General features: G+C 60.3%; 23 protein-coding genes. 1 reads left to right on the forward strand and 22 read right to left on the reverse strand.

The features are described from left to right. The first annotated feature begins 106 nt into the window (after window positions 1-106). Window positions 107-1024, forward strand: coding sequence for a helix-turn-helix domain-containing protein (locus N1030_RS01655; RefSeq protein WP_265827269.1), 918 nt, complete (start codon window positions 107-109; stop codon window positions 1022-1024). Between the two features lie 44 nt (window positions 1025-1068). Here N1030_RS01655 and N1030_RS01660 read toward each other — a convergent pair whose 3' ends face one another. The 22 genes from N1030_RS01660 to N1030_RS01765 all read right to left on the reverse strand — a co-directional run bounded on the left by N1030_RS01660 (window position 1069) and on the right by N1030_RS01765 (window position 17168). After that, entirely contained in the window at window positions 1069-1365 is a 297-nt protein-coding gene (locus N1030_RS01660) for a hypothetical protein (protein ID WP_265827270.1), read from the reverse strand. After that, window positions 1362-1607 (reverse strand): TraR/DksA C4-type zinc finger protein, encoded by a 246-nt coding sequence (locus N1030_RS01665; protein WP_265827271.1) that lies wholly within the window; start codon window positions 1605-1607, stop codon window positions 1362-1364. The genes N1030_RS01660 and N1030_RS01665 overlap by 4 nt, the downstream gene beginning before the upstream one ends. 2 nt (window positions 1608-1609) lie before the next feature. After that, window positions 1610-1867, reverse strand: a complete 258-nt coding sequence (locus tag N1030_RS01670) for a tail fiber assembly protein (protein WP_265827272.1) — start codon at window positions 1865-1867, stop codon at window positions 1610-1612. Window positions 1868-1946: 79 nt separating this feature from the next. Beyond that, entirely contained in the window at window positions 1947-2990 is a 1044-nt protein-coding gene (locus tag N1030_RS01675) for a hypothetical protein (RefSeq protein WP_265827273.1), read from the reverse strand. Continuing rightward, a complete protein-coding gene (gene gpJ, locus N1030_RS01680; protein ID WP_265827274.1) occupies window positions 2990-5788 on the reverse strand; it encodes a TipJ family phage tail tip protein in 2799 nt (932 codons plus the stop codon). Before gpJ ends, N1030_RS01675 begins: the two co-directional genes overlap by 1 nt. Next, window positions 5776-6210 (reverse strand): NlpC/P60 family protein, encoded by a 435-nt coding sequence (locus N1030_RS01685; protein WP_265827276.1) that lies wholly within the window; start codon window positions 6208-6210, stop codon window positions 5776-5778. The genes gpJ and N1030_RS01685 overlap by 13 nt, the downstream gene beginning before the upstream one ends. Further along, window positions 6203-7093, reverse strand: coding sequence for a phage tail protein (locus N1030_RS01690; protein WP_265827277.1), 891 nt, complete (start codon window positions 7091-7093; stop codon window positions 6203-6205). The genes N1030_RS01685 and N1030_RS01690 overlap by 8 nt, the downstream gene beginning before the upstream one ends. Window positions 7094-7096: 3 nt before the next feature. Next, window positions 7097-7456: a hypothetical protein gene (locus N1030_RS01695; RefSeq protein WP_265827278.1), complete on the reverse strand. Its 360-nt coding sequence runs from the start codon at window positions 7454-7456 to the stop codon at window positions 7097-7099. Window positions 7457-7477: 21 nt separating this feature from the next. Then, window positions 7478-10099, reverse strand: a complete 2622-nt coding sequence (locus N1030_RS01700) for a phage tail tape measure protein (protein WP_265827279.1) — start codon at window positions 10097-10099, stop codon at window positions 7478-7480. Beyond that, on the reverse strand, window positions 10099-10356 hold the full coding sequence (locus tag N1030_RS01705) for a DUF1799 domain-containing protein (RefSeq protein WP_265827280.1): 258 nt from the start codon (window positions 10354-10356) through the stop codon (window positions 10099-10101). The genes N1030_RS01700 and N1030_RS01705 overlap by 1 nt, the downstream gene beginning before the upstream one ends. Before the next feature lie 62 nt (window positions 10357-10418). Next, entirely contained in the window at window positions 10419-10775 is a 357-nt protein-coding gene (locus tag N1030_RS01710; protein WP_265827281.1) for a hypothetical protein, read from the reverse strand. Between the two features lie 32 nt (window positions 10776-10807). Next, window positions 10808-11764, reverse strand: coding sequence for a phage tail tube protein (locus tag N1030_RS01715; RefSeq protein WP_265827282.1), 957 nt, complete (start codon window positions 11762-11764; stop codon window positions 10808-10810). 43 nt (window positions 11765-11807) lie between these two features. Continuing rightward, window positions 11808-12269, reverse strand: coding sequence for a hypothetical protein (locus N1030_RS01720; RefSeq protein WP_265827283.1), 462 nt, complete (start codon window positions 12267-12269; stop codon window positions 11808-11810). 3 nt (window positions 12270-12272) lie between these two features. After that, window positions 12273-12986: a hypothetical protein gene (locus N1030_RS01725; protein ID WP_265827284.1), complete on the reverse strand. Its 714-nt coding sequence runs from the start codon at window positions 12984-12986 to the stop codon at window positions 12273-12275. A 3-nt stretch (window positions 12987-12989) separates the two neighbouring features. Beyond that, on the reverse strand, window positions 12990-13367 hold the full coding sequence (locus tag N1030_RS01730; RefSeq protein WP_265827285.1) for a hypothetical protein: 378 nt from the start codon (window positions 13365-13367) through the stop codon (window positions 12990-12992). Then, complete coding sequence (locus N1030_RS01735) at window positions 13367-13699, reverse strand: hypothetical protein (RefSeq protein WP_265827286.1); 333 nt, start codon at window positions 13697-13699, stop codon at window positions 13367-13369. The genes N1030_RS01730 and N1030_RS01735 overlap by 1 nt, the downstream gene beginning before the upstream one ends. Next, entirely contained in the window at window positions 13699-14940 is a 1242-nt protein-coding gene (locus N1030_RS01740) for a phage head spike fiber domain-containing protein (protein WP_265827287.1), read from the reverse strand. Before N1030_RS01740 ends, N1030_RS01735 begins: the two co-directional genes overlap by 1 nt. Window position 14941: 1 nt before the next feature. Then, window positions 14942-15256, reverse strand: coding sequence for a hypothetical protein (locus N1030_RS01745; protein ID WP_265827288.1), 315 nt, complete (start codon window positions 15254-15256; stop codon window positions 14942-14944). A gap of 90 nt (window positions 15257-15346) precedes the next feature. Beyond that, window positions 15347-15547, reverse strand: coding sequence for a hypothetical protein (locus N1030_RS01750; protein ID WP_265827290.1), 201 nt, complete (start codon window positions 15545-15547; stop codon window positions 15347-15349). Window positions 15548-15602: 55 nt separating this feature from the next. Further along, entirely contained in the window at window positions 15603-16046 is a 444-nt protein-coding gene (locus N1030_RS01755) for a hypothetical protein (protein ID WP_265827291.1), read from the reverse strand. Between the two features lie 25 nt (window positions 16047-16071). Continuing rightward, window positions 16072-16701 (reverse strand): glycoside hydrolase family 108 protein, encoded by a 630-nt coding sequence (locus N1030_RS01760; RefSeq protein WP_265827292.1) that lies wholly within the window; start codon window positions 16699-16701, stop codon window positions 16072-16074. Then, a complete protein-coding gene (locus N1030_RS01765; protein ID WP_265827294.1) occupies window positions 16698-17168 on the reverse strand; it encodes a phage holin family protein in 471 nt (156 codons plus the stop codon). Before N1030_RS01765 ends, N1030_RS01760 begins: the two co-directional genes overlap by 4 nt. Window positions 17169-17178: the final 10 nt, after the last annotated feature.

Genomic DNA, 17178 nt, shown 5'->3' on the forward strand with positions numbered 1-17178 from the left:
AGATAGGCACACCGCATAACACGATATGATATTGCATAGTCAACACAAACCCGCCCGAATGATATACAACGTGACTGTAGGTCAACTTATTTACTCTGGGTCAACAATGAAGCAGCAGACTATTGCAACCGTACTCGCATCCCTCGTAGACGCAATGCAGCGCCCTGCAACGCTGCGTGATGCAACGGGCACAGTGGAACATGCCAACACGGCTTTTCTCAGATTATGGGGCAACCCTCGTGAGAAAGGCTTGCCCGCGCACCTTGCGCCGGTAGACGACACCGCGCAGACCGTGGACGACACCGCGCTGGATACGCGCTGCAGCCGCGCGGCAGATGTGGTCATCACCGCAGGCGGCAGGCCGGTGCCGGTGCGCTGGGAAACAACCCCCGCATACACGCACGGTGAGCCGGAACAGCTGGCGGGCATCATTACCACCGTGCTGCCGCTGGCGCAGTACCTTAATCTGGAACTGCACTATGCGCGGCAGATCGCGGGCAGCCCCATGGATAATCTGTGGATACTCAACGAGGAACTGCGCATTCTCGCCGCGCAGGGCGACAGAGACAGCCTTGCCCGCACAAGCACCGGCGCGCTGGCAACGGACCTTGTGCACGGCGGAGAGGTGGAGATGCTGCGCGAACGCCTCGAGCAGGCAAGGGAAAGGCCGGGGCAGGTCATCATAGGCCAGATCACGGGGCAGAGGCGCACAGGCATGCGGCGGGTTATCGTGCGCATTGTCTATCGCATGGGCGAGGGCGGCACGGGCAGGTATTACGCAACAACAAGGCTGCTCGGCCCGCTGGGTGAGCAGATCATAGAACGGCTCATGCTGGCCTATGATGTGACAACCGGCGCGGCGCTGGCCAGAGCCATGGGAGTGAGCCCCACAATCATCAGCCGCAAGCGGCAGGCAGATGAGGTGCCTGCTAGCTGGATTGTTGATTGCTTCAACCGCACGGGCGCAAGCGCGGACTGGCTGCTCACGGGGCGCGGTGCCCCGAAGAGAGAGGATAGGGAGTAACAAAAAAGCCCCCGCTCCATCAGGAACGGGGGCTTTGCATTTTCCTATGACTTCAACAACACATACCGCCCATCCTCCACCCGTAAATAACCGTGGCTGATCAGCCATTGCACAGAGCGGTAGCCGCCGCCTTCACCTGCCATGCTCAGCTGAAACATGATCAGGCTGTTGTAGCGAGCAAGCGTCTGCTGCACCCATCGTTCATGGGCCATGCGCTCCAACGCATGACGCTTTCGCCCGTCTTCAATGGATTGGACGATATGCCCACCGGATACCGCTGCAAGCCGGACGGTAACGCCACGCTTGTGGAGTTCTGCGACAGGGTCAAAGAGACTGCTCACGCCGCCAGCCCCTGCAGGCGCACTTGTTCCTGCGCCCACTCTTCCGCACATTCAAGGCACAGCCCGCAGGCGGGTGCTACCTTCAGCCGTTCAGCCGGAATCGGCTCGCCGCACTCAACGCATACTGCCTCACCGTTCTCATACTCCGGCGCAGGGTAGTTCAGATCAATCACGGCTTTGGATATGGCCGCGTCCCGTTCGCGGGTTTCCCGCTCGCTGGCGGCGTCTATGATGTCTGCCATGGCTATGCCTCCACCGCATCGGGCCGCGCAGGCCATTCCACATTGTTCGGGAATCCTGCCTGCAGGGTAATATCCCGCAGCGCCTGCCGATAAGCTGCCCATGCGGCCTTGGCCTCAGCAGAAAGGGGCGCATCAGTCAGCTGCGTAAAGTCACAGGCTGCAAGCAGGCTGTCGCGTTCTGCCCGCACGGCGGCGGGATCTGCTCCCCACGTCCCATCCGCCTGGGCGATTGCATCCGGCGAGGGGCTAGGGGATACCATCTCAATTGCACCTTCTGGCTTATTCCATGAATCCCCGACTATCTGGCGAGATTTTCCCTCAAATGCGTAGATAGGCATACTAATACCCCCTTTCCATCGTGATAGATATGTAGCCGGAATCATCGACCGTGGCCCCTCCCTGAGAGGTGGGAGCGGTTCGCGCATTGGCAAGGATGTTGGGAACACTAAGCACCCCCAAACCTCCTTTGACGCCGACAACGGCACCTACCGAAACAGATGAGCCTGTCATGTAATGGGTAACTACAGGATGAAACTGCCCATCAGAGAACTTTACAGACGCATATCCCTTCGTTGCCTTTGTTGCCGGGAACGGTGTTGAAAACGCATAGTCAGTGTCATCAAAGCACAGTGCTCCTCCGTTAGCAGGAATGGTGACTGAGGAACCTAGAGCAAAACAATGCAGGCTCGTAATCACGCCGCTCGCAACAATTGCCCACCCAAGATATACGCGCCTTATTGGTGCGTCAGACCCGTTTACATGGGTCACTGCCGCAGGATTGTGCAAGTCAGCTCCGGCATTGATGCGCTCAAGCCCTACCTCCGGGGCGACTGCGGAATACGACGGTGCCCCAAAAGAGCCGTCAGCATTCACATTAACCGCGATATGATATTTCGCGTCAGGCTCGCCGGATAAATCAACATCCTGCGTTGCCGTTGATACTGCAGACAGCAGCACAGCCCCCCCGCCTGCGCACGCAACCTGTAATCCTGCGGCTATCGTGACAATCCCGCCGCTGTAGGTCATGGACGCAACGGGTGGGTCACAATCGCTCGCAGTCCATCCGGAAGGCCGAGAGCCAACAGCGGCCTTGACAATGCTCTGCTGCGCTTGCGGCTTGCTGACCATACTTTGTATCACGTTATTCGTCGGAACTTCGTTCATCCCTGAACCGATGCGCACACCGCTGAAAGCATGCCACACGGGAGAGCCTCCGCCCTCAACCAGCCGCCAGAAACTTCCGTCGTTCAGCTGCAACGCAATCTTGTGCACATGGGTTGCATCGAGCGAGATGTCAGACTCGCGGGCCGCTGCGTCCGCATACTCCTTGAAGTGTATAACATGCACCTGCTCGCCGCTTTGTTCTCTATGCAAAACACTCATCAGAACGCCTCCATTATCTGGATGATTTCTCCGTCAATTTCCGTATACAGGGGCACTATCGAGCCGTCAGGCTGCGCCGAGTTAAGCGGGCGTATGGTGCCCATGGTCAGCAGATCGCTTGTAACATCTACATCCACCACGGCCCCGTCACCGGGAACCATGGTCTGGGTTACCGCAATACGCCATATATAGCCGTTGGCAAGGCCGCGCAGGGTGTATTCCGTCTCTTTGGTGGTGCCCAGCAGCCTCCATGCCGTTGTGCTGCCGCCCACGCGCCGCACAAATATGTTCCACACCACAGCGTTGCCGCGCCATGTGATGTGCGGCAGGGCCTTGGTCAGCCCGTCCTCTTCCATCTGCATGTATGAAAGCTGCAGCCCCTTGGCCGTTGAAACAAAAGCGGGCTCATCAACGGCAGGCACTTCGCCTTCGTCTTCATAGACCTCCGGCGCGTATTCAAGGCATTCAATGGCGCGCCGCCCGTTGTGGCTGCGCCCAATGCGCGTAACGCGGAACCACGGCAGCCGCCTGTTTACAAGACCTATGGCGCAGACCACCCCTTCCATGGGCGTGTGCTCCAGCGGGGCGGCAAGGGTCACCACTTCCGTTTCCACATCCGCGCCGGTCACCTGCAGGGCTACTTCCTCCACCAGTTCGCGGCCCGTGTCTGGGTGCACCACGTCGCCATGCCTGATCACCAGCTTGTGCGCGGCACCGCCCGTCAGCCGCACGGGTTTGGAAAGCCGCAGCTGCGTGGCGCTCACCACGCGCAGCACGCGGCAAGACTGATCATAGGTCACGCTGTCCACAGGCACCTGCAGCACGTCACCGTGCCGCACGTGTATGGCGTCATGGCTGGCCGTGAGTTCCAGCGTCTGCATGATGTAGCGGTTGCAGTTCAGGCGGTAGCCTGCATACTTCCATGCCTGCTCAAAGCTGTTGCAGCAGGCAAGCGTTTCGCTTTTTGTGATGGGGGCGCGGGTGGTCATGGAGTGGTAGAAGGGGCTGCGCCGCGTGAGCACCTTGCGCCCCTGTTCGGGGTGGTACCATGTCACCTCTATGGCGTCTGCGCGGTCCTTCACGCTCATGGCCTTCACGCCAAGGCTGCCGGAAATGATATTGCCCTCACCGGCAATGAATCCCTGATCAGGCAACGCCGCTGGCCGGTCGCTGTAGCAGCCTATGCGCGTGCCGCGCGGCACAACAGAAAAGCGCCCGTAGGTTCCAAAGAGTTCCAGCGCCCCTTTAAGCGTCATGCGGCTGTCTATGTAGAGTGAGCCGCTTATGCCCTTGGCATCGCACCACTCGGCAGCGCTCTCGAATTCCTCAAGCAACACACGCGAGGCAGGCACCCGCCCGCCGAAACGCTTGTGCAGCAGCAGGAACAGCGCCGCCCATGCAGGGTTGGCAAGACTGCGCGAAACGGTAGTGCCGTCACTGGCTGGCAGCGGGGCCACAGGGCGGCTGACAGTGCATGTCACCTCCGGCGCCGCGCCGGAAAGCTGGTCCGTAGCCAGCGCCTTGATGGCCACCAGCACGGTGTTGGGATAACAGAAATCGTCCGGCACAATCTCGTGGACATATTCCCACCACACGTCTGTGCTGTAGCGGCTGCCCGTGGGCGGCTCTGCGGTCAGGCGGGCGCGGTAGCGCCATTCTCCTGCGGCGCTGTCATGTTGCACATAACGGCGCACGGCGGTGCGCTGCGCGGCTGTAAGCGTCACGGTGCCAAGCGCAACCCAATCCTCCGTATCCACCGGGGCCCGTTCCATTTCAACGGTCACGCTCACCTTGCTGAGCCCGCCTTTTTCGTTGGCATACCACAGGCCGGAAGGGGCAGAGAGGCCGAACCCAACACCCTGAATGTTGTTGCCGTTGCCCTCCACCGTTGCCCACCGGCTGGCAGAAAGCTTTTGCGAAACCCCGCGCTCAAAAACGGCATCCGCAAAGGCCGGTATCACGTCCTGATCTGCCGTGCCGGGGCTTATGACCACCTGCACGCCTTCATAGTTCTCCGGCGGGTTGCCTTCAATCCGCACGTCAGAAACGGTTACCTCGCCTTCGTCGCCACCCTCGCTGCAGGCAAAGAGCATGTTGAGATACTGCTTATCGCCGTCCGTGGTGACGAACTGCGCCATCTTGAAGGGACGCACCAGCGTGCAGGTGCCCAGCGCCACGGCAACCGGCCTGCCGTTTGATGTGGGGTTTGCGGGGTTCCACCCATAGGTAGGCGATTCGTCCATTGCGGCGGCAGCGGAAGACACGCCCCCAAGCGCGGCAGCAGCGGGAATAACGGGGTTGCTCAGCATGCTCACAACCCCGCCGCCTATGCCGAGAATGAGCCCCGTGCCCAGCGTGCTGGCCATAGCGTTTGTCAGAAACGGCGCACCCGTTGCAAGGGCGGAAGAGTTCCACATGGCTGCCAGCGGCCCGCCCAGCGCGGGGCCAAACGCCATGGCACCCACCACAACGGCCAGCATGGCAACCGTGGCAATAGGGTTTTTCCCGCCGCCCCCGCCACCACCGCGCGGCACCACCGCCCATGTGACGGAATCGCACGGCAGCAGGGTTACGCACTCAGCTTCATGCAGGGTGAGCAGGCGGCCATTCAGCACGGGCACCACGTCCAGCTCCGCAGGCACGTTCAGCACCGGCGGCACGCAGGCGTGCAGGGTCATGCCCTGCCGCCATGGCAAATATTCCGTTACGCGGTCAAAGGGGTCCAGAAAATTGAGCGCGCTGGTAACAAGCACGCTGTTAATGCAAGGCGCGGGAATCATGCCGTTTACGCTGCCCATGCCCAAAACCCCCTTATGCGCTTGGTCCACGGAAAGGACGTTACAGAGCACGTATGCACCCCCATGCCTCGGAAGATGTGCACAAACCTGCCGCCGCCCACATACACGCCAAAATGGTTCTTGGCCCGCGTCACCTGCGTTGTGGCCATGGCGACCACGCACGGGGCAACGGGCTGCGCAAGCGGAACCCAGCGCCCGCTCTTTTCCTCTCGCGTAAAGGCTCTGTGGGCCGCGCGCAGGTTGTCCGCGTGAATGGCAAAGTCAGGAACCACAAGGCCGTAACACTCAAACACGGCCATGCTCAGGCCCCAGCAGTCGAAAAGGCGCACGCCGTCCGCGTCCTGCTCACCGCGTCCGCCATCGGCAAACCGGCTATGGAACAGCGGCCCAAGATCAGCCAGCAGCGGCAAAGGGCTACGCATTCACGCCCCCCTGTTCCACGGTGGGGAAGCCCCCAAAGTTGATGGAGTTGGTATAGGTCACGCGGCAGGCCGTGAGGGTGTGGTTGCACACGGCGTAGTGCGGGCAATCGTCCGCGCTGTCCCACTGGCAGAAATCGCGCGTGATGGAGCGGCGCGGCACGGGCCTGTCCCAAATGTTTTCAAGCCCAAGCTTGATTTCCACAGCCTGCATGGGGGGCGGGCACGATATTTCCTCATCCACGAACCAGTATTCCGCCTCCGGCTCCGGCTCATCGAGCAGGCCGGTGTTCACAACGCACAGCCGCACCTGTATGAGTTCCGGCCCGTGCAGCTTGCGCCAGTCCATGAGTTGGCGCATGTAGTCATACATGGCCTGCGAGGCGTTGCCCACGCGCACGGTTACGCCGCGTGTCTCCACATTGCCGGATTCTTCCAGATCGTCAGGCAGAAAATCAAACGCCGTCCACACCGTGCCCTTGGGGGCAATAAGCGCATGGGGCGCGCCCTCGGTCAGGCTGCGCACGATCAGGCGATAGGTGCGGCCAGCAAGGCAGAGATATTCCCCGCCGGAAGGGCCGGTAAAGGCGGCAATCTCCGTCCAGTTGCCGCCTGCGCCATCGTCATGTTCCAGCGCAATCTCGCCGGAAAACTCGCCAGTCAGGGCAACCTCTATGCTGCCGGCCTCTGCGCACAGCACGGAAACGGATTCACCCGCAGCGGCCAGCACGCCGGAAACGCTGCCCGCGTTGGGCCATGCAATGCTTTCCGTATTGCGGGCAAGGCGCACCGTGGTGCCATCCGGCAGAATCATCTCGCACAGCATGATGTAGGCATGCTCACTGTGCGTGCGGTTGCGTTCTATGATCTGGGCAAGTGTGGGCATGGGTTACGCCTCATAGGGCCGCACGGGCAGCAGGTTGATTATCACCTTGGCACGCCCCGGCGACTTGGGCAGGGGCCGCCACGCAAGCGGAGATTCACCGGCAAAGCGCGTTTCGTACACCTCGCCGGTAAAAGGGTCTGTCCACAGAAAAAGCGTGGCCCTGTGCGCCGAACGAAAGGCCCGCAGCGTGGCAAGATCAGCCTTGAGCATGGCGTTCCATTCCACCTGCACGGCTTGCATGCGCGGGCGCGAAACCTGCGGGCGGGCGGCATCGTCGCCGCTCATGTAATCATCTTCTATAAGCGGGTCCTTCACGCCCATGGGGCAGGCGGAAGGCGGCGGAAGCGTGGGGAATGTGTCCATTGCAGTCTCCTGTCGTTACCGTTACCGCATGCCCATGACAGCGCGCATGGCATCGCCCATGCCGTCGGTGTTGCTGGCAAGGTTCTCCACCACAATGCGGGTGACCATGCGCCCGCCGTCAAAGCTGGTCTGCTGGCTGGCAACACGGCTGCGCACGCCGGAATCGTTGTTGATGACAATCTCTATCTGCGGTGCGGCAGCAGCGCCGCCCACGGCCTGCACGCCAAGCGAACCGTCAGGGGTGCGCGTGAGCGGCATAATGGCCTCTGCCCCCGCTTCGCCCATGAGCCCGATGCCCTTGGCAAAGGGGAACACGGTGGGGCTGTCCACCACCTTGCCGCTGTACGCAGAGATGCCGGGGCCGGAATACACGCCGCCCAGCGCGTTGAAGCTGAACAGGCCGCCCAGCATGCCAAGGAAGCCGCCACCGCCTCCGCTCACGGCCCCGGAGATGCCGCCCAAAAGAGGATTAACAGCCAGCTGGTGCCACGCTGAATTCAGAATGGAATTCATGGCGCTGTCCCAGTCGAACTTCATGCCGTCCGTCGTCAGGGTCCACGCGCTGCTGATGGATTCAAACATGTTTGTTGCCAGCGCTTCGCCGTTTCGCGCGCTGTTGGTCCACTCATCTTCAATACTGCGCAGCCCACGGGTTACCCCGTCCTCCCAATTACGGGAAAGGCGCAGGCGTTCTTCCGCCGCCCACTGCTCCACAGCAACGGAATCGGCACCAGCGCGGCGGTAGGCTTCCGCCTGCTTTGCAATTTGTTCCAGCTTGAATTCCGTTTCACCCAGCACTATTTCCCTGTGCTTCTCGGCAAACTCGGTCTGCAGCTGCAGATCCTCTTCGCGCTTGCTGGTGCGGGCGCGGGCAAAGGCTTCATCCATCTGCCTGTCACGGGCGGAAAAGTCGGGGAACTGGTTGTGCTGGCTGTAGCTGGCAAGGCTCGCCTCAAGCTCAAGCCGCTCGGAGGCAAGCAGGTTGTAGCGTGCAAGCGCGGGGTGCGCCGCGCCAAGGGCCTCGGCATAGTCGTTCATTTTGCCCGCAAGCTGATACTTGCTGTAGGCAAGGTCGCTCATGGTCAGCTTGGCAATCTCGTCGTTCACGCTCTTGAGGGCGGTGGCGGCTTTCTTGGCGGCGGCATCGTCCACAATGGGGTCAACATCGCCGGAGGCTGCAGGGGCAGCAGATGCCACAGGCGTGTGATATCCAGCAGCACGCTTCAACGCGGCAATCTCACGCATGGTGCCAAGTTCGGCTTCCAGCATCTGCTTTTCTTCATGCAGGGCCGCCCGCATCTTGGGCGAGGTGAAGCCGCTTGCAAGCTGGGCATTAATGGCGGCAAGGCGGTTGGCCGTGCCTTCGGTCGTGCCGTCCAGCCGCTTGATGGCTGCTTCAAGCTCTTCCCCGTTAGAGGTGGCAAACTCGCCGAAGCGCATGGAACCTTCGCTCACCATGGCAATGGCCTTGGCAATGTTGGGCAGGCGCGAGGCGGCTTCCGCCAGTTCCACAAGGCTTTCTTTGCCAAGGCGCATTGCCGGGGCAAACATGCTGCCCATTTTTTCAGAGGCCGCGTTCAGCCGGTTATCAAGCACCTGCATCTGTTTAATGTAGGCTTCTGCGGCGGATGCTGCTTCGTTGTTCAGGGCGGAAGTCTTACGCAGTTCATCTTCCATGAGCTGCAGAGCGGTTGCCAGTTTGCCACTGTTGGCGGCAAGGGTGGGCAGGATTTTCAATATCTCTTCGCCGGAAAGACCGAATTGCCCAAGCGTCTTGGCGGCTGAGCCGCCGGAGGCGACAACCTTGCCAAGCCCCTCTATGAATGCCTGAAAAACCTGCACGGGCTTGTCGCGGAATTTGGTGGCAATGTCTTCTGCCGCCATACCTGTGATCTTGGTGAGCCGCGCCATTTTATCACCGCCGGAAACCACTGCGTCTTCAATAACCCGGAAGGTCCGGCCCACGGCGGAACCCGAAGCCTCTGCCCGCATGCCCATGGCCCGCATGGCTGTGCCAAGGGCGGAAGCCTCGGCAGAGGATACGTTAAACGCTGCAGTTGCCTGCGCCACCTCCGTGGACATTTCCGCTATCTCCCGCTCCGTGGCGGCCATGTTGTTGCCCAGCCGAACGATCACGGAAGCCAGCTCATTCACATTACCCATGTCCTCGCCGGTTACGGTGAGAAGCCGCGCCAACGTGGTGGCAGCCTCTTCGCCCGCAAGGTCGGAAGCGTCACCCAGCTTGGCAACAGTCTCGGAGAATTTGAGCAGATTCTTGGAGCCGGTAACACCTAGCTGTCCGGCAGACTGCGCAATAGCCAGCAGCTCTTCGGACGTGTTGGGCATGCTGCGTGACATGTCCACGATCTGCTCACCGAACAGGCCAAGCTCACGGCCTGCAAGTCCGGTAGTCTTGCGCACGCCGATAAGCCCCTTATCGAACGCCGCGAACTGGTCAACGGCATGAGTTATACCCATGCCCAAGCTTGCGAGGGAAATAGCACCAAGGGCGCCTTGTGCCACTCCACCGAACCGGCTCACAGCACCGGCCAGCCCGCCCATGCTCTGTTCAGCACGGCGGATAACCGCGCTGGCATTGTCCTGCGCGTTAATCTCTATTCGGGTTGCTACCGCTCCGGCCATTAGCTGCTCCGTTGTTGTTTCAGCGCGTTATGCTGGGCGTTCAGTTCCAGCCGCTCAAGGTGCTGCAATTTGCGATACAGGCCCATGGTCCACTCAATGCCCAGAAACTGCACCCGCCAGTCCACTGCTTGCCAGTTCAGGCCGGTGCGCATGCTCCCGCCCATGCCTGCAGGTACATGGTTCCAGTCGGTCTGCACCTCTTTCCACAGGGCCAGCGCCAGCAGGTTGCAGGGCAAAGGCGCGGGGGCATCGGTCACGTATTCGCATGTGGCGCAGGGCGGGGCACCATCTGCCGCCGCCCTGCAGGTTGCGCAATATTCTATGCGGCCTGGGTCTGTTCTCCATTCCCAGACCGAATCCAGTTTTTTATCTCAGCCTCCGGCACGTTGAGGGAGTAATCCACGGTCATGGCAATGAGCGCCAGCACGTCACGGTTGGGCAGCGCCTCAAAGTCCAGATCAGGATACAGCGCTGCAATCATGGCTTCCTTCTCATCGAGCAGGGCCTTGAGTTCTTCGGCTGCAGACTTTCTTTCTTCTTCCGTCACGCCGTCAGCCTTTGCTGCGGCAAGCTTCACAGCAATCTTGCTGTTGATCTCGCCAAGGCGCTTGGCATTGGTTCGGCTCAGGCTCTTCACATCCACTTCAGTACCGCTGGCGGGCAGTGTCACACGCATAGGGGCTTCCTCCACTGGGAATGGTTACGGGGTTACGCCAGCGCGTAGCTGGCCACATCGTTGGTCAGGGTCACAACAATGGCGCTGCCGTCTGCGGCGTCGTCCAGATAGCCTTGGAAATCGTAGGATTCACGCACACCCTGCGGTCCGCTGATTGCGGGAGATGAGCGGGAATACATGGTTTCAGGCAGCTTGAACGAAAGGGAGTGCGCACCGTTGGTGAAGGTGATTTCAAGGCTGGTTTCGGTTCCAGCGGCGGCCTTGTCGAACAATGTGGTATCTTTGAACAGCGCGGTAACGCTGCCGCTGATGCTGATGAGTCCTTCAGAGATGTCGCCGAGCGTTCCGCCGGTGTCTGCGGTATAGCCATCGGTATCCAGCCCCATGTCGAACTTCATCGATATTTCCGTGATTCTTCCGGACACAGCCGCGCCGCCTTCCTTGATGGAAGCAATGTGGCGTTTCTCCATCCGGTCGAAGGCGAACTGCGTGGGGGTTGCATCATACGGGGCCGCCTCCTTGGATTCGTCCTGACCAACAACGCCGATATTCACGACATGCTCACCGGAACCGCCCGCCGTAAACTCAAAGCTGCCAACCTTGCAGCCACGCCCACGCAGATACATGCCCACGTCAGGAAACGCGGGTTCAATGATCATGCTGGGCTGCGTGTCGCCAACCTTGAACACATGGGTATACGGTCCGGTTCCGGACGAAACCGGCGCGCCGAGCATGCCAGTGAGCCAAAGCCCGATTTCGCGTGCGTCAAGCGGCACAACGATGTTGCGCGAAAGGGCGGTGTCTCCTGAGAACGGCTTGGCCGGGTTGCGCGTTCCGGTAATGGTGTCCGAAGTGCTCAGCGCACGGGTTGCGCCGCCGTCCACGGAATTGATATGAACCTGAAACCCGACGGGCGTTGCAGGGGCAACCCCGTAATCTTCCTCAAACCCGATAAGAAGCTTGCCTTTGTAACCGCGTGCCTGTCCCATATGGGCCTCCTGTGTTTGCTTTTATTCCGTGGTCCAGCCGCTATCAGATCGTGAACGGCACGCGGACCGTGATTGCCATATCCCGCTCAAAGAAGTCGGCCTGCGCGGGGAAGGTTTCGCCCTGCACAGCGCACGGCGCAAAATCAGTTCCGGCAAAGGCTTCCAGCACAAGGCCGGAAAAATCCTTCTCTATGGCGCTGAAGCCCTTGGGCTCCTTCCATGCAACGCCCTCCACATTGCCGTGCACTTCAAGGCCCAGATGCAGAAAGAGTTCAAACTCATGCTCATCTGCATCCGTGCCGGACTTGTCGCCCAGCGGCATTATGGCCACATAGGGCGCGTCCTGCCTGCCCCATTCCCTGTCCTGACCGGAAGGCCACGCAACAAAAACGGAAAGCGGCTTGCCGAACTGCTCGCACCATGCCGCAAGCGCGGCATCCGTGGTCAGGGCTGCGGCCCATGCGCGGGCAATATCCGTCAGGGTGGTCATGATAAAACCGCTCATGGGCTAGCCTCTCTGGGCGGCCCGCTTGGCCGCGTTGCTTGTGGTGCTGGCGAAGAAGGCTTCCTGCTTGCGCATGTAAACCTTCAGCTTGCTTTCCAACAGCGGGCGGATATTCCGCTGCTCCTGCGCATAGACAGGGGCGATAAGGTTACGCCCCGGAACCTTGATGGATTCAGCCGCCAACGGATACACGCTGCCGCTGCGCACGCGGTCGTGCTTCTTGGTCCAACGGGCGGAAGCTGCAAACAGACGGCGCTGTTTCTGCGTTGGCGTGAGCGTGTAGCCGCGCTGCAGCTTTTCACCACGCTGCGAGGCCGCCAGCGACAGCCAGCCGATGGATACACGCAACGCGGGCAAAGGGTGGCGATAATAGCCAAGCGTGTTACCCAGCGCGCCGTAAAACCGTTGCCGCTGGGTCCGCCGTGCGCGGCGCAAGGAACCGTCCTTTCCGCGCACAATGCCGGATACATCCGGCCAATTTTCGCCACGCGGCCCGCCATTCTTAACCACCTGCTTGAGCTGTTTGGACAAATGCCAGCCAAGGGACGAAAGGCCCTTGTGCAATTCGCGCGGCATGCTGCGCGCCATCGCATTGAGGAACGGGGTGACATTGTCCTCAACCTGCGCGTCAATAACGCCGCCGTCACCAGCATGAAATTTGTAGGCGCGGTACTTGGTGGCACCCTTGCCGCGATATGCCAGATAGACGCGCTGCATCGCTTACCGCCGCCCCCACTGGTCACCCACCGCATACAGCCGCAAAGCGGCCCCGCGCGGCCCGCAAGGCTGAATACAGCGAATATAGTGTTCGCGACCGTCAACAAGCACGGTGCTGTCCGTGGGCGGCACGTCCGGTACGCCGTCCACCTTGGGCAGATCATCCATCAACAGACGCACAACAACCCAGCTTCCGGCGCGGCCTGCGTATTCACGTGGCAACTCGGCAGGGGCTGTCATGCCCTTGCGGCTGACAAGTGCGATATCCACGGTAAACGCCTCGCCGCCCACAGGGGTGATGGTCACAGCCTCACCGGGGCCGCCCGTTGCGGGGTCCAGCGCTGCGCGGGTGTCTTTGATGTATTGGGTGACCATATCCATCACGCCCACCCCTCTTCCTTGAGTACGGGTTCAACAACCTCGTTGCCGTCTTCATCCTGCCCGGCAACCACGGTGCCGCCAAAGTCATCAGGATACGCCGCACGCACGGCGGCAAACGCGCCTTCGCCGACTGCCAAGTATTCGCAGTCCACGCGGTCTTTCAGGTAGCGCCATGTGGGGGGAAGCATAAGAACAGCCACCCGCTCTGCAGAGCGGCGCAGCTCCTTCATGGCGGGCAGGGCTTCGGTGTGGCCGTTGTCGTCGACAAGCGAGGCGAGACAATCCAGCCAGCCCTGCAAGGGGATGATCGCAAGCACGGGGGTGTAGGGCATTACAGCACCCCCTGCATCCAGTTGTTGTGTAGGGATTGCAGTTCGGCCTGCGAGAGTTCGCGGTCGTAGACGCGGAGGCGGGAAAACTTCATCGGGTTGGCGACATAGTCAGTACACAATGCTGCCAGCGTGAGACTTGGGTATGTGCCCGCAAGAACACCGCTCCCCATCACAACCGATCCTGAGGGGTCAGAAACAAACGCTCTTGCTGTGCCGTCTTGTTCACGAGAACATCCAAGCAAAAGAGTTTCACCAGCCATGAAAGGGACACGCGGCACTGATGCTGCTGCACCGTCCATCTGATACAAGAAATTACCAGATGATGTGCTGCGAAACATTCTCCATTTTGTAGTTGCAGAACCAACGATAGGCGTTTCTAACCCAGAATGTGCCGCCCCCATATGCACAAGAGCAGCAATAGTGCCCTCGCGCTCTCCGCGCCAGATCGCAGCTGCCGTTGGGTGCAAACGTTCGAGGGGCAACGTGATACCATTGCTGCCGTCTGCGGTGGCGTGTTCGCTGGCGCGGGTGACGGGAGCGCCCTCACCCAAAATGTCTGACGTTTCGTATGCGCCTTCTTTTAACTGCGCACTCCACGCGTAATAATCAGTATTGAAAGGTGTATCTCGCTCTGCGTAAATATATACACTTGTGCAATTCGCAGGGGTCGTGAATGGAATCTTCACGCGATTCCACCCAGAAGAAGGGATTCCTGCTGTATACACACCTGTGGCTGGTATAATATCTATGCCCGCAGTAGCATTATGTATGGATAGATACGGAGCAGCCCCTCCATTATTTTTCATAACCCACAGTGTATAAACATAGGATGTGCTGGGTTTTACAGAAACTTGATATCTTAAATTTGTGTATCCGGCAGGCATTACAATTCGCGATGCCGTTTTTGTGCCATCGGGGGCTATGGTGTCATTTGGGGTAACTCTATCAGTGCTTCCAATCCACGTTGTGAAAGTTGTCGCATAGGGATTAAGCCGCGTATCCTGCCCCTCAAGCAAAACCCCATCACCCGTCAGCCGCGCCACATCAGCCCCGGCTCTGCACAAAACCCCGAACCGATCATACGTCTTGCCGCCCAAGCTCGGCAGTGCAGCACGCCACGCGGCAGGGCTGCACAAATCCTGCAGGCTGTGTGCAAAATCAAAATCGCAGACGATGCCGTGGGGTACCGCAATAGGCGGAACAACCACCGGGCGATGCGTGGGGGTGTAGGCGCGCCGCATGTTATTCGCCCTGACAGATAAGAGCAGTCACACTGCCGCTGGTGTTGTTCGCCAGACGGAACCGCAGGCGGCAGCCTGCACCGGCATCAAGTGCAAAAGCACGGGGGCCGCTTACCTGTGTCAGCGTGATACCATCCGCATCCTGCGGAGCATCCTCTCGCACGCCTTCGGGGTTGATGGCGGAATCAACATACAAAATGCCGTTGTAATCGCCAGAAACGCGAACCGCGCACTTGCCGCTTGCGATATGCGGCGACCACGCGCCCGCGCCGTTTACTGCTGCTGCGAATTTGTGTGTAACCTGCGGCCTGCTCATGGAGTGCTCCTTTGGTGTTGGTGGTTGCGCCGGGTCACCGCGTGGGGCGGTGGGGATAAACCCGGCGCAACGTGGGCATGGAGGTCGGGCCTAGATATCGATGCCCATTTCCGCGAGAATCTCGCGGGTGGACTTGTGATTGCTGATCATGGCGCTGATCTCGCCAGCGGTGATGGGTTCGCCGCGCTCTTCCTTGTGGCGCACGTAGGCGTCTGCAGCGGCAGAGCCGACATCTGCTACCAGCTCAATGACGGCGCGGGCCAGCATGATGGATTCAATGGGGGTAGGCATGACGTTCTCCTATAGGTGTGGAGCTGTGTGTTTAAGACCCAAGAGCGCGCCCGCGTCAGTGCAGCAAGGCGCTCACACTGCTCAAGGCCGGAATGCCCTCTGCCAACTTGGCAAGCATCGCCTTGTTATCCAGAAGGGCCGCCCATGCCGTATCAAGCGCAGCCCGCCCGGGCGCTTTGCCTGCGTCCAATGAGATGCGGTAATCAAGCAGCGCGTGCGATGCCGCGAGCCACGCCTTGTCAAAGGCTTCCAGACCTTCCACAATATCGCGCAGCTTGGCTTCGCTGATCTGTCCTTCTTTGAATGCAGCGCCCACGGCCTTGGTGCCGATCTCATGCACGGACTCAAGGTCCTCAAGCACAAGCTTGCTCTGGGTCACAAAGTCTGCAGCAGATACGGTTGCGTTCTGGTTGTTACCCGTGCCGCCACAGCCGACCATGGAAACAGCCAGCAACATGGCGACGGCCAGCGCGCAGAGGGTGTAGAAAATTCGTCTCACGTCCGTTCCTCCGTTGGGGTTCAGGTTAAGCCGCAGCGCCATACGACAGATGCCGCTGCATGGTTGTCGATGTGATCTCAACGCGGCTCAGCCAGCCGCGCGCATACGTCTCCTGCTCCGGGTGCTCGCGCATCACGGCGAGATAGTGCGCCCCCTGCAGAATGTTCAGGGCCTTGATAAGCGGGTCCATGTCATCGCGATGCACAAGCAGGCTTACGGCCTGCAGGGTGAGCCTGCCGAACTTGCCGTCTTCCTTCAGGTCCGCGAACAGCTTGCCGTTGCGATTGAGCGCGTTGCATGCCTGCTGCAAGTGACGGGCGGTGCGGGCAATGCCCAGATTCACGGCCTGCTCGAACACCTCAAGGGCCAGGGGCAAAGGAAGCGAGTCACAGTAAAAATGGTCCCAGAAGGTTCCCTTGTAGAAGTCCTTCACCAGCGTCTGCAAAAGCGCGTTGGACTCAAGGCACACAGGGAAACCGGCGTAAGCCTTGGCACCGTCCACCATGGGCCAGCCCTGCCACGCAGGGTGGTGCACGCGGCTAATGCCCTTGTAGGTCTCGCCGCCACGGTCGGTGGCGCTGTTGCTGTAGCCGCCTTCGTGACCCATCAGCACGGCAAAGGCACGGTTGAATTCGGGGGTAAAGGTGGTTCTCATTTGGAACCTCCGGCAGACGGCCCCGCATCCATGGCGGTGCGGTAACCGGCAAGGCGTGTCGCAATCCATGCGGGGATGGGCACGCCGAAATATCTGAGGTGCCCCAGACAGCTGATGCTTTCCGTGAGGCACAGGTACACGCAGACAAAATCCCGCACGGGGATGTGGATGAATGAAATGGTCTGCGAAAGGGCGTAGTCCATGATGGCCATCACAAGCACGGTTGCGAAGTAGAGAAACGCCTTAACCACACCCGCGCGCATCTTGCACACGGAGATGGAGCTTTCCGACCACGCCCGCAGAAAGCCCAGAAAGAAGTCCATGCACCACAGCGCAACAAGCGTTCCCAGCAGCGGACCAACCCCGCCCAGCACGGAAGCAAAAAATCCGATGAGCGCCGAGATAAGCCCCTTGCCGCTGCCGCAGTCCAGCAACTGTCTCAGGTACTGGCTGGCTGTATCCATCATGCTGCGCCTC

Origin of the sequence: Desulfovibrio mangrovi (assembly GCF_026230175.1) — a bacterium.
Classification (GTDB): domain Bacteria; phylum Desulfobacterota; class Desulfovibrionia; order Desulfovibrionales; family Desulfovibrionaceae; genus Halodesulfovibrio; species Halodesulfovibrio mangrovi.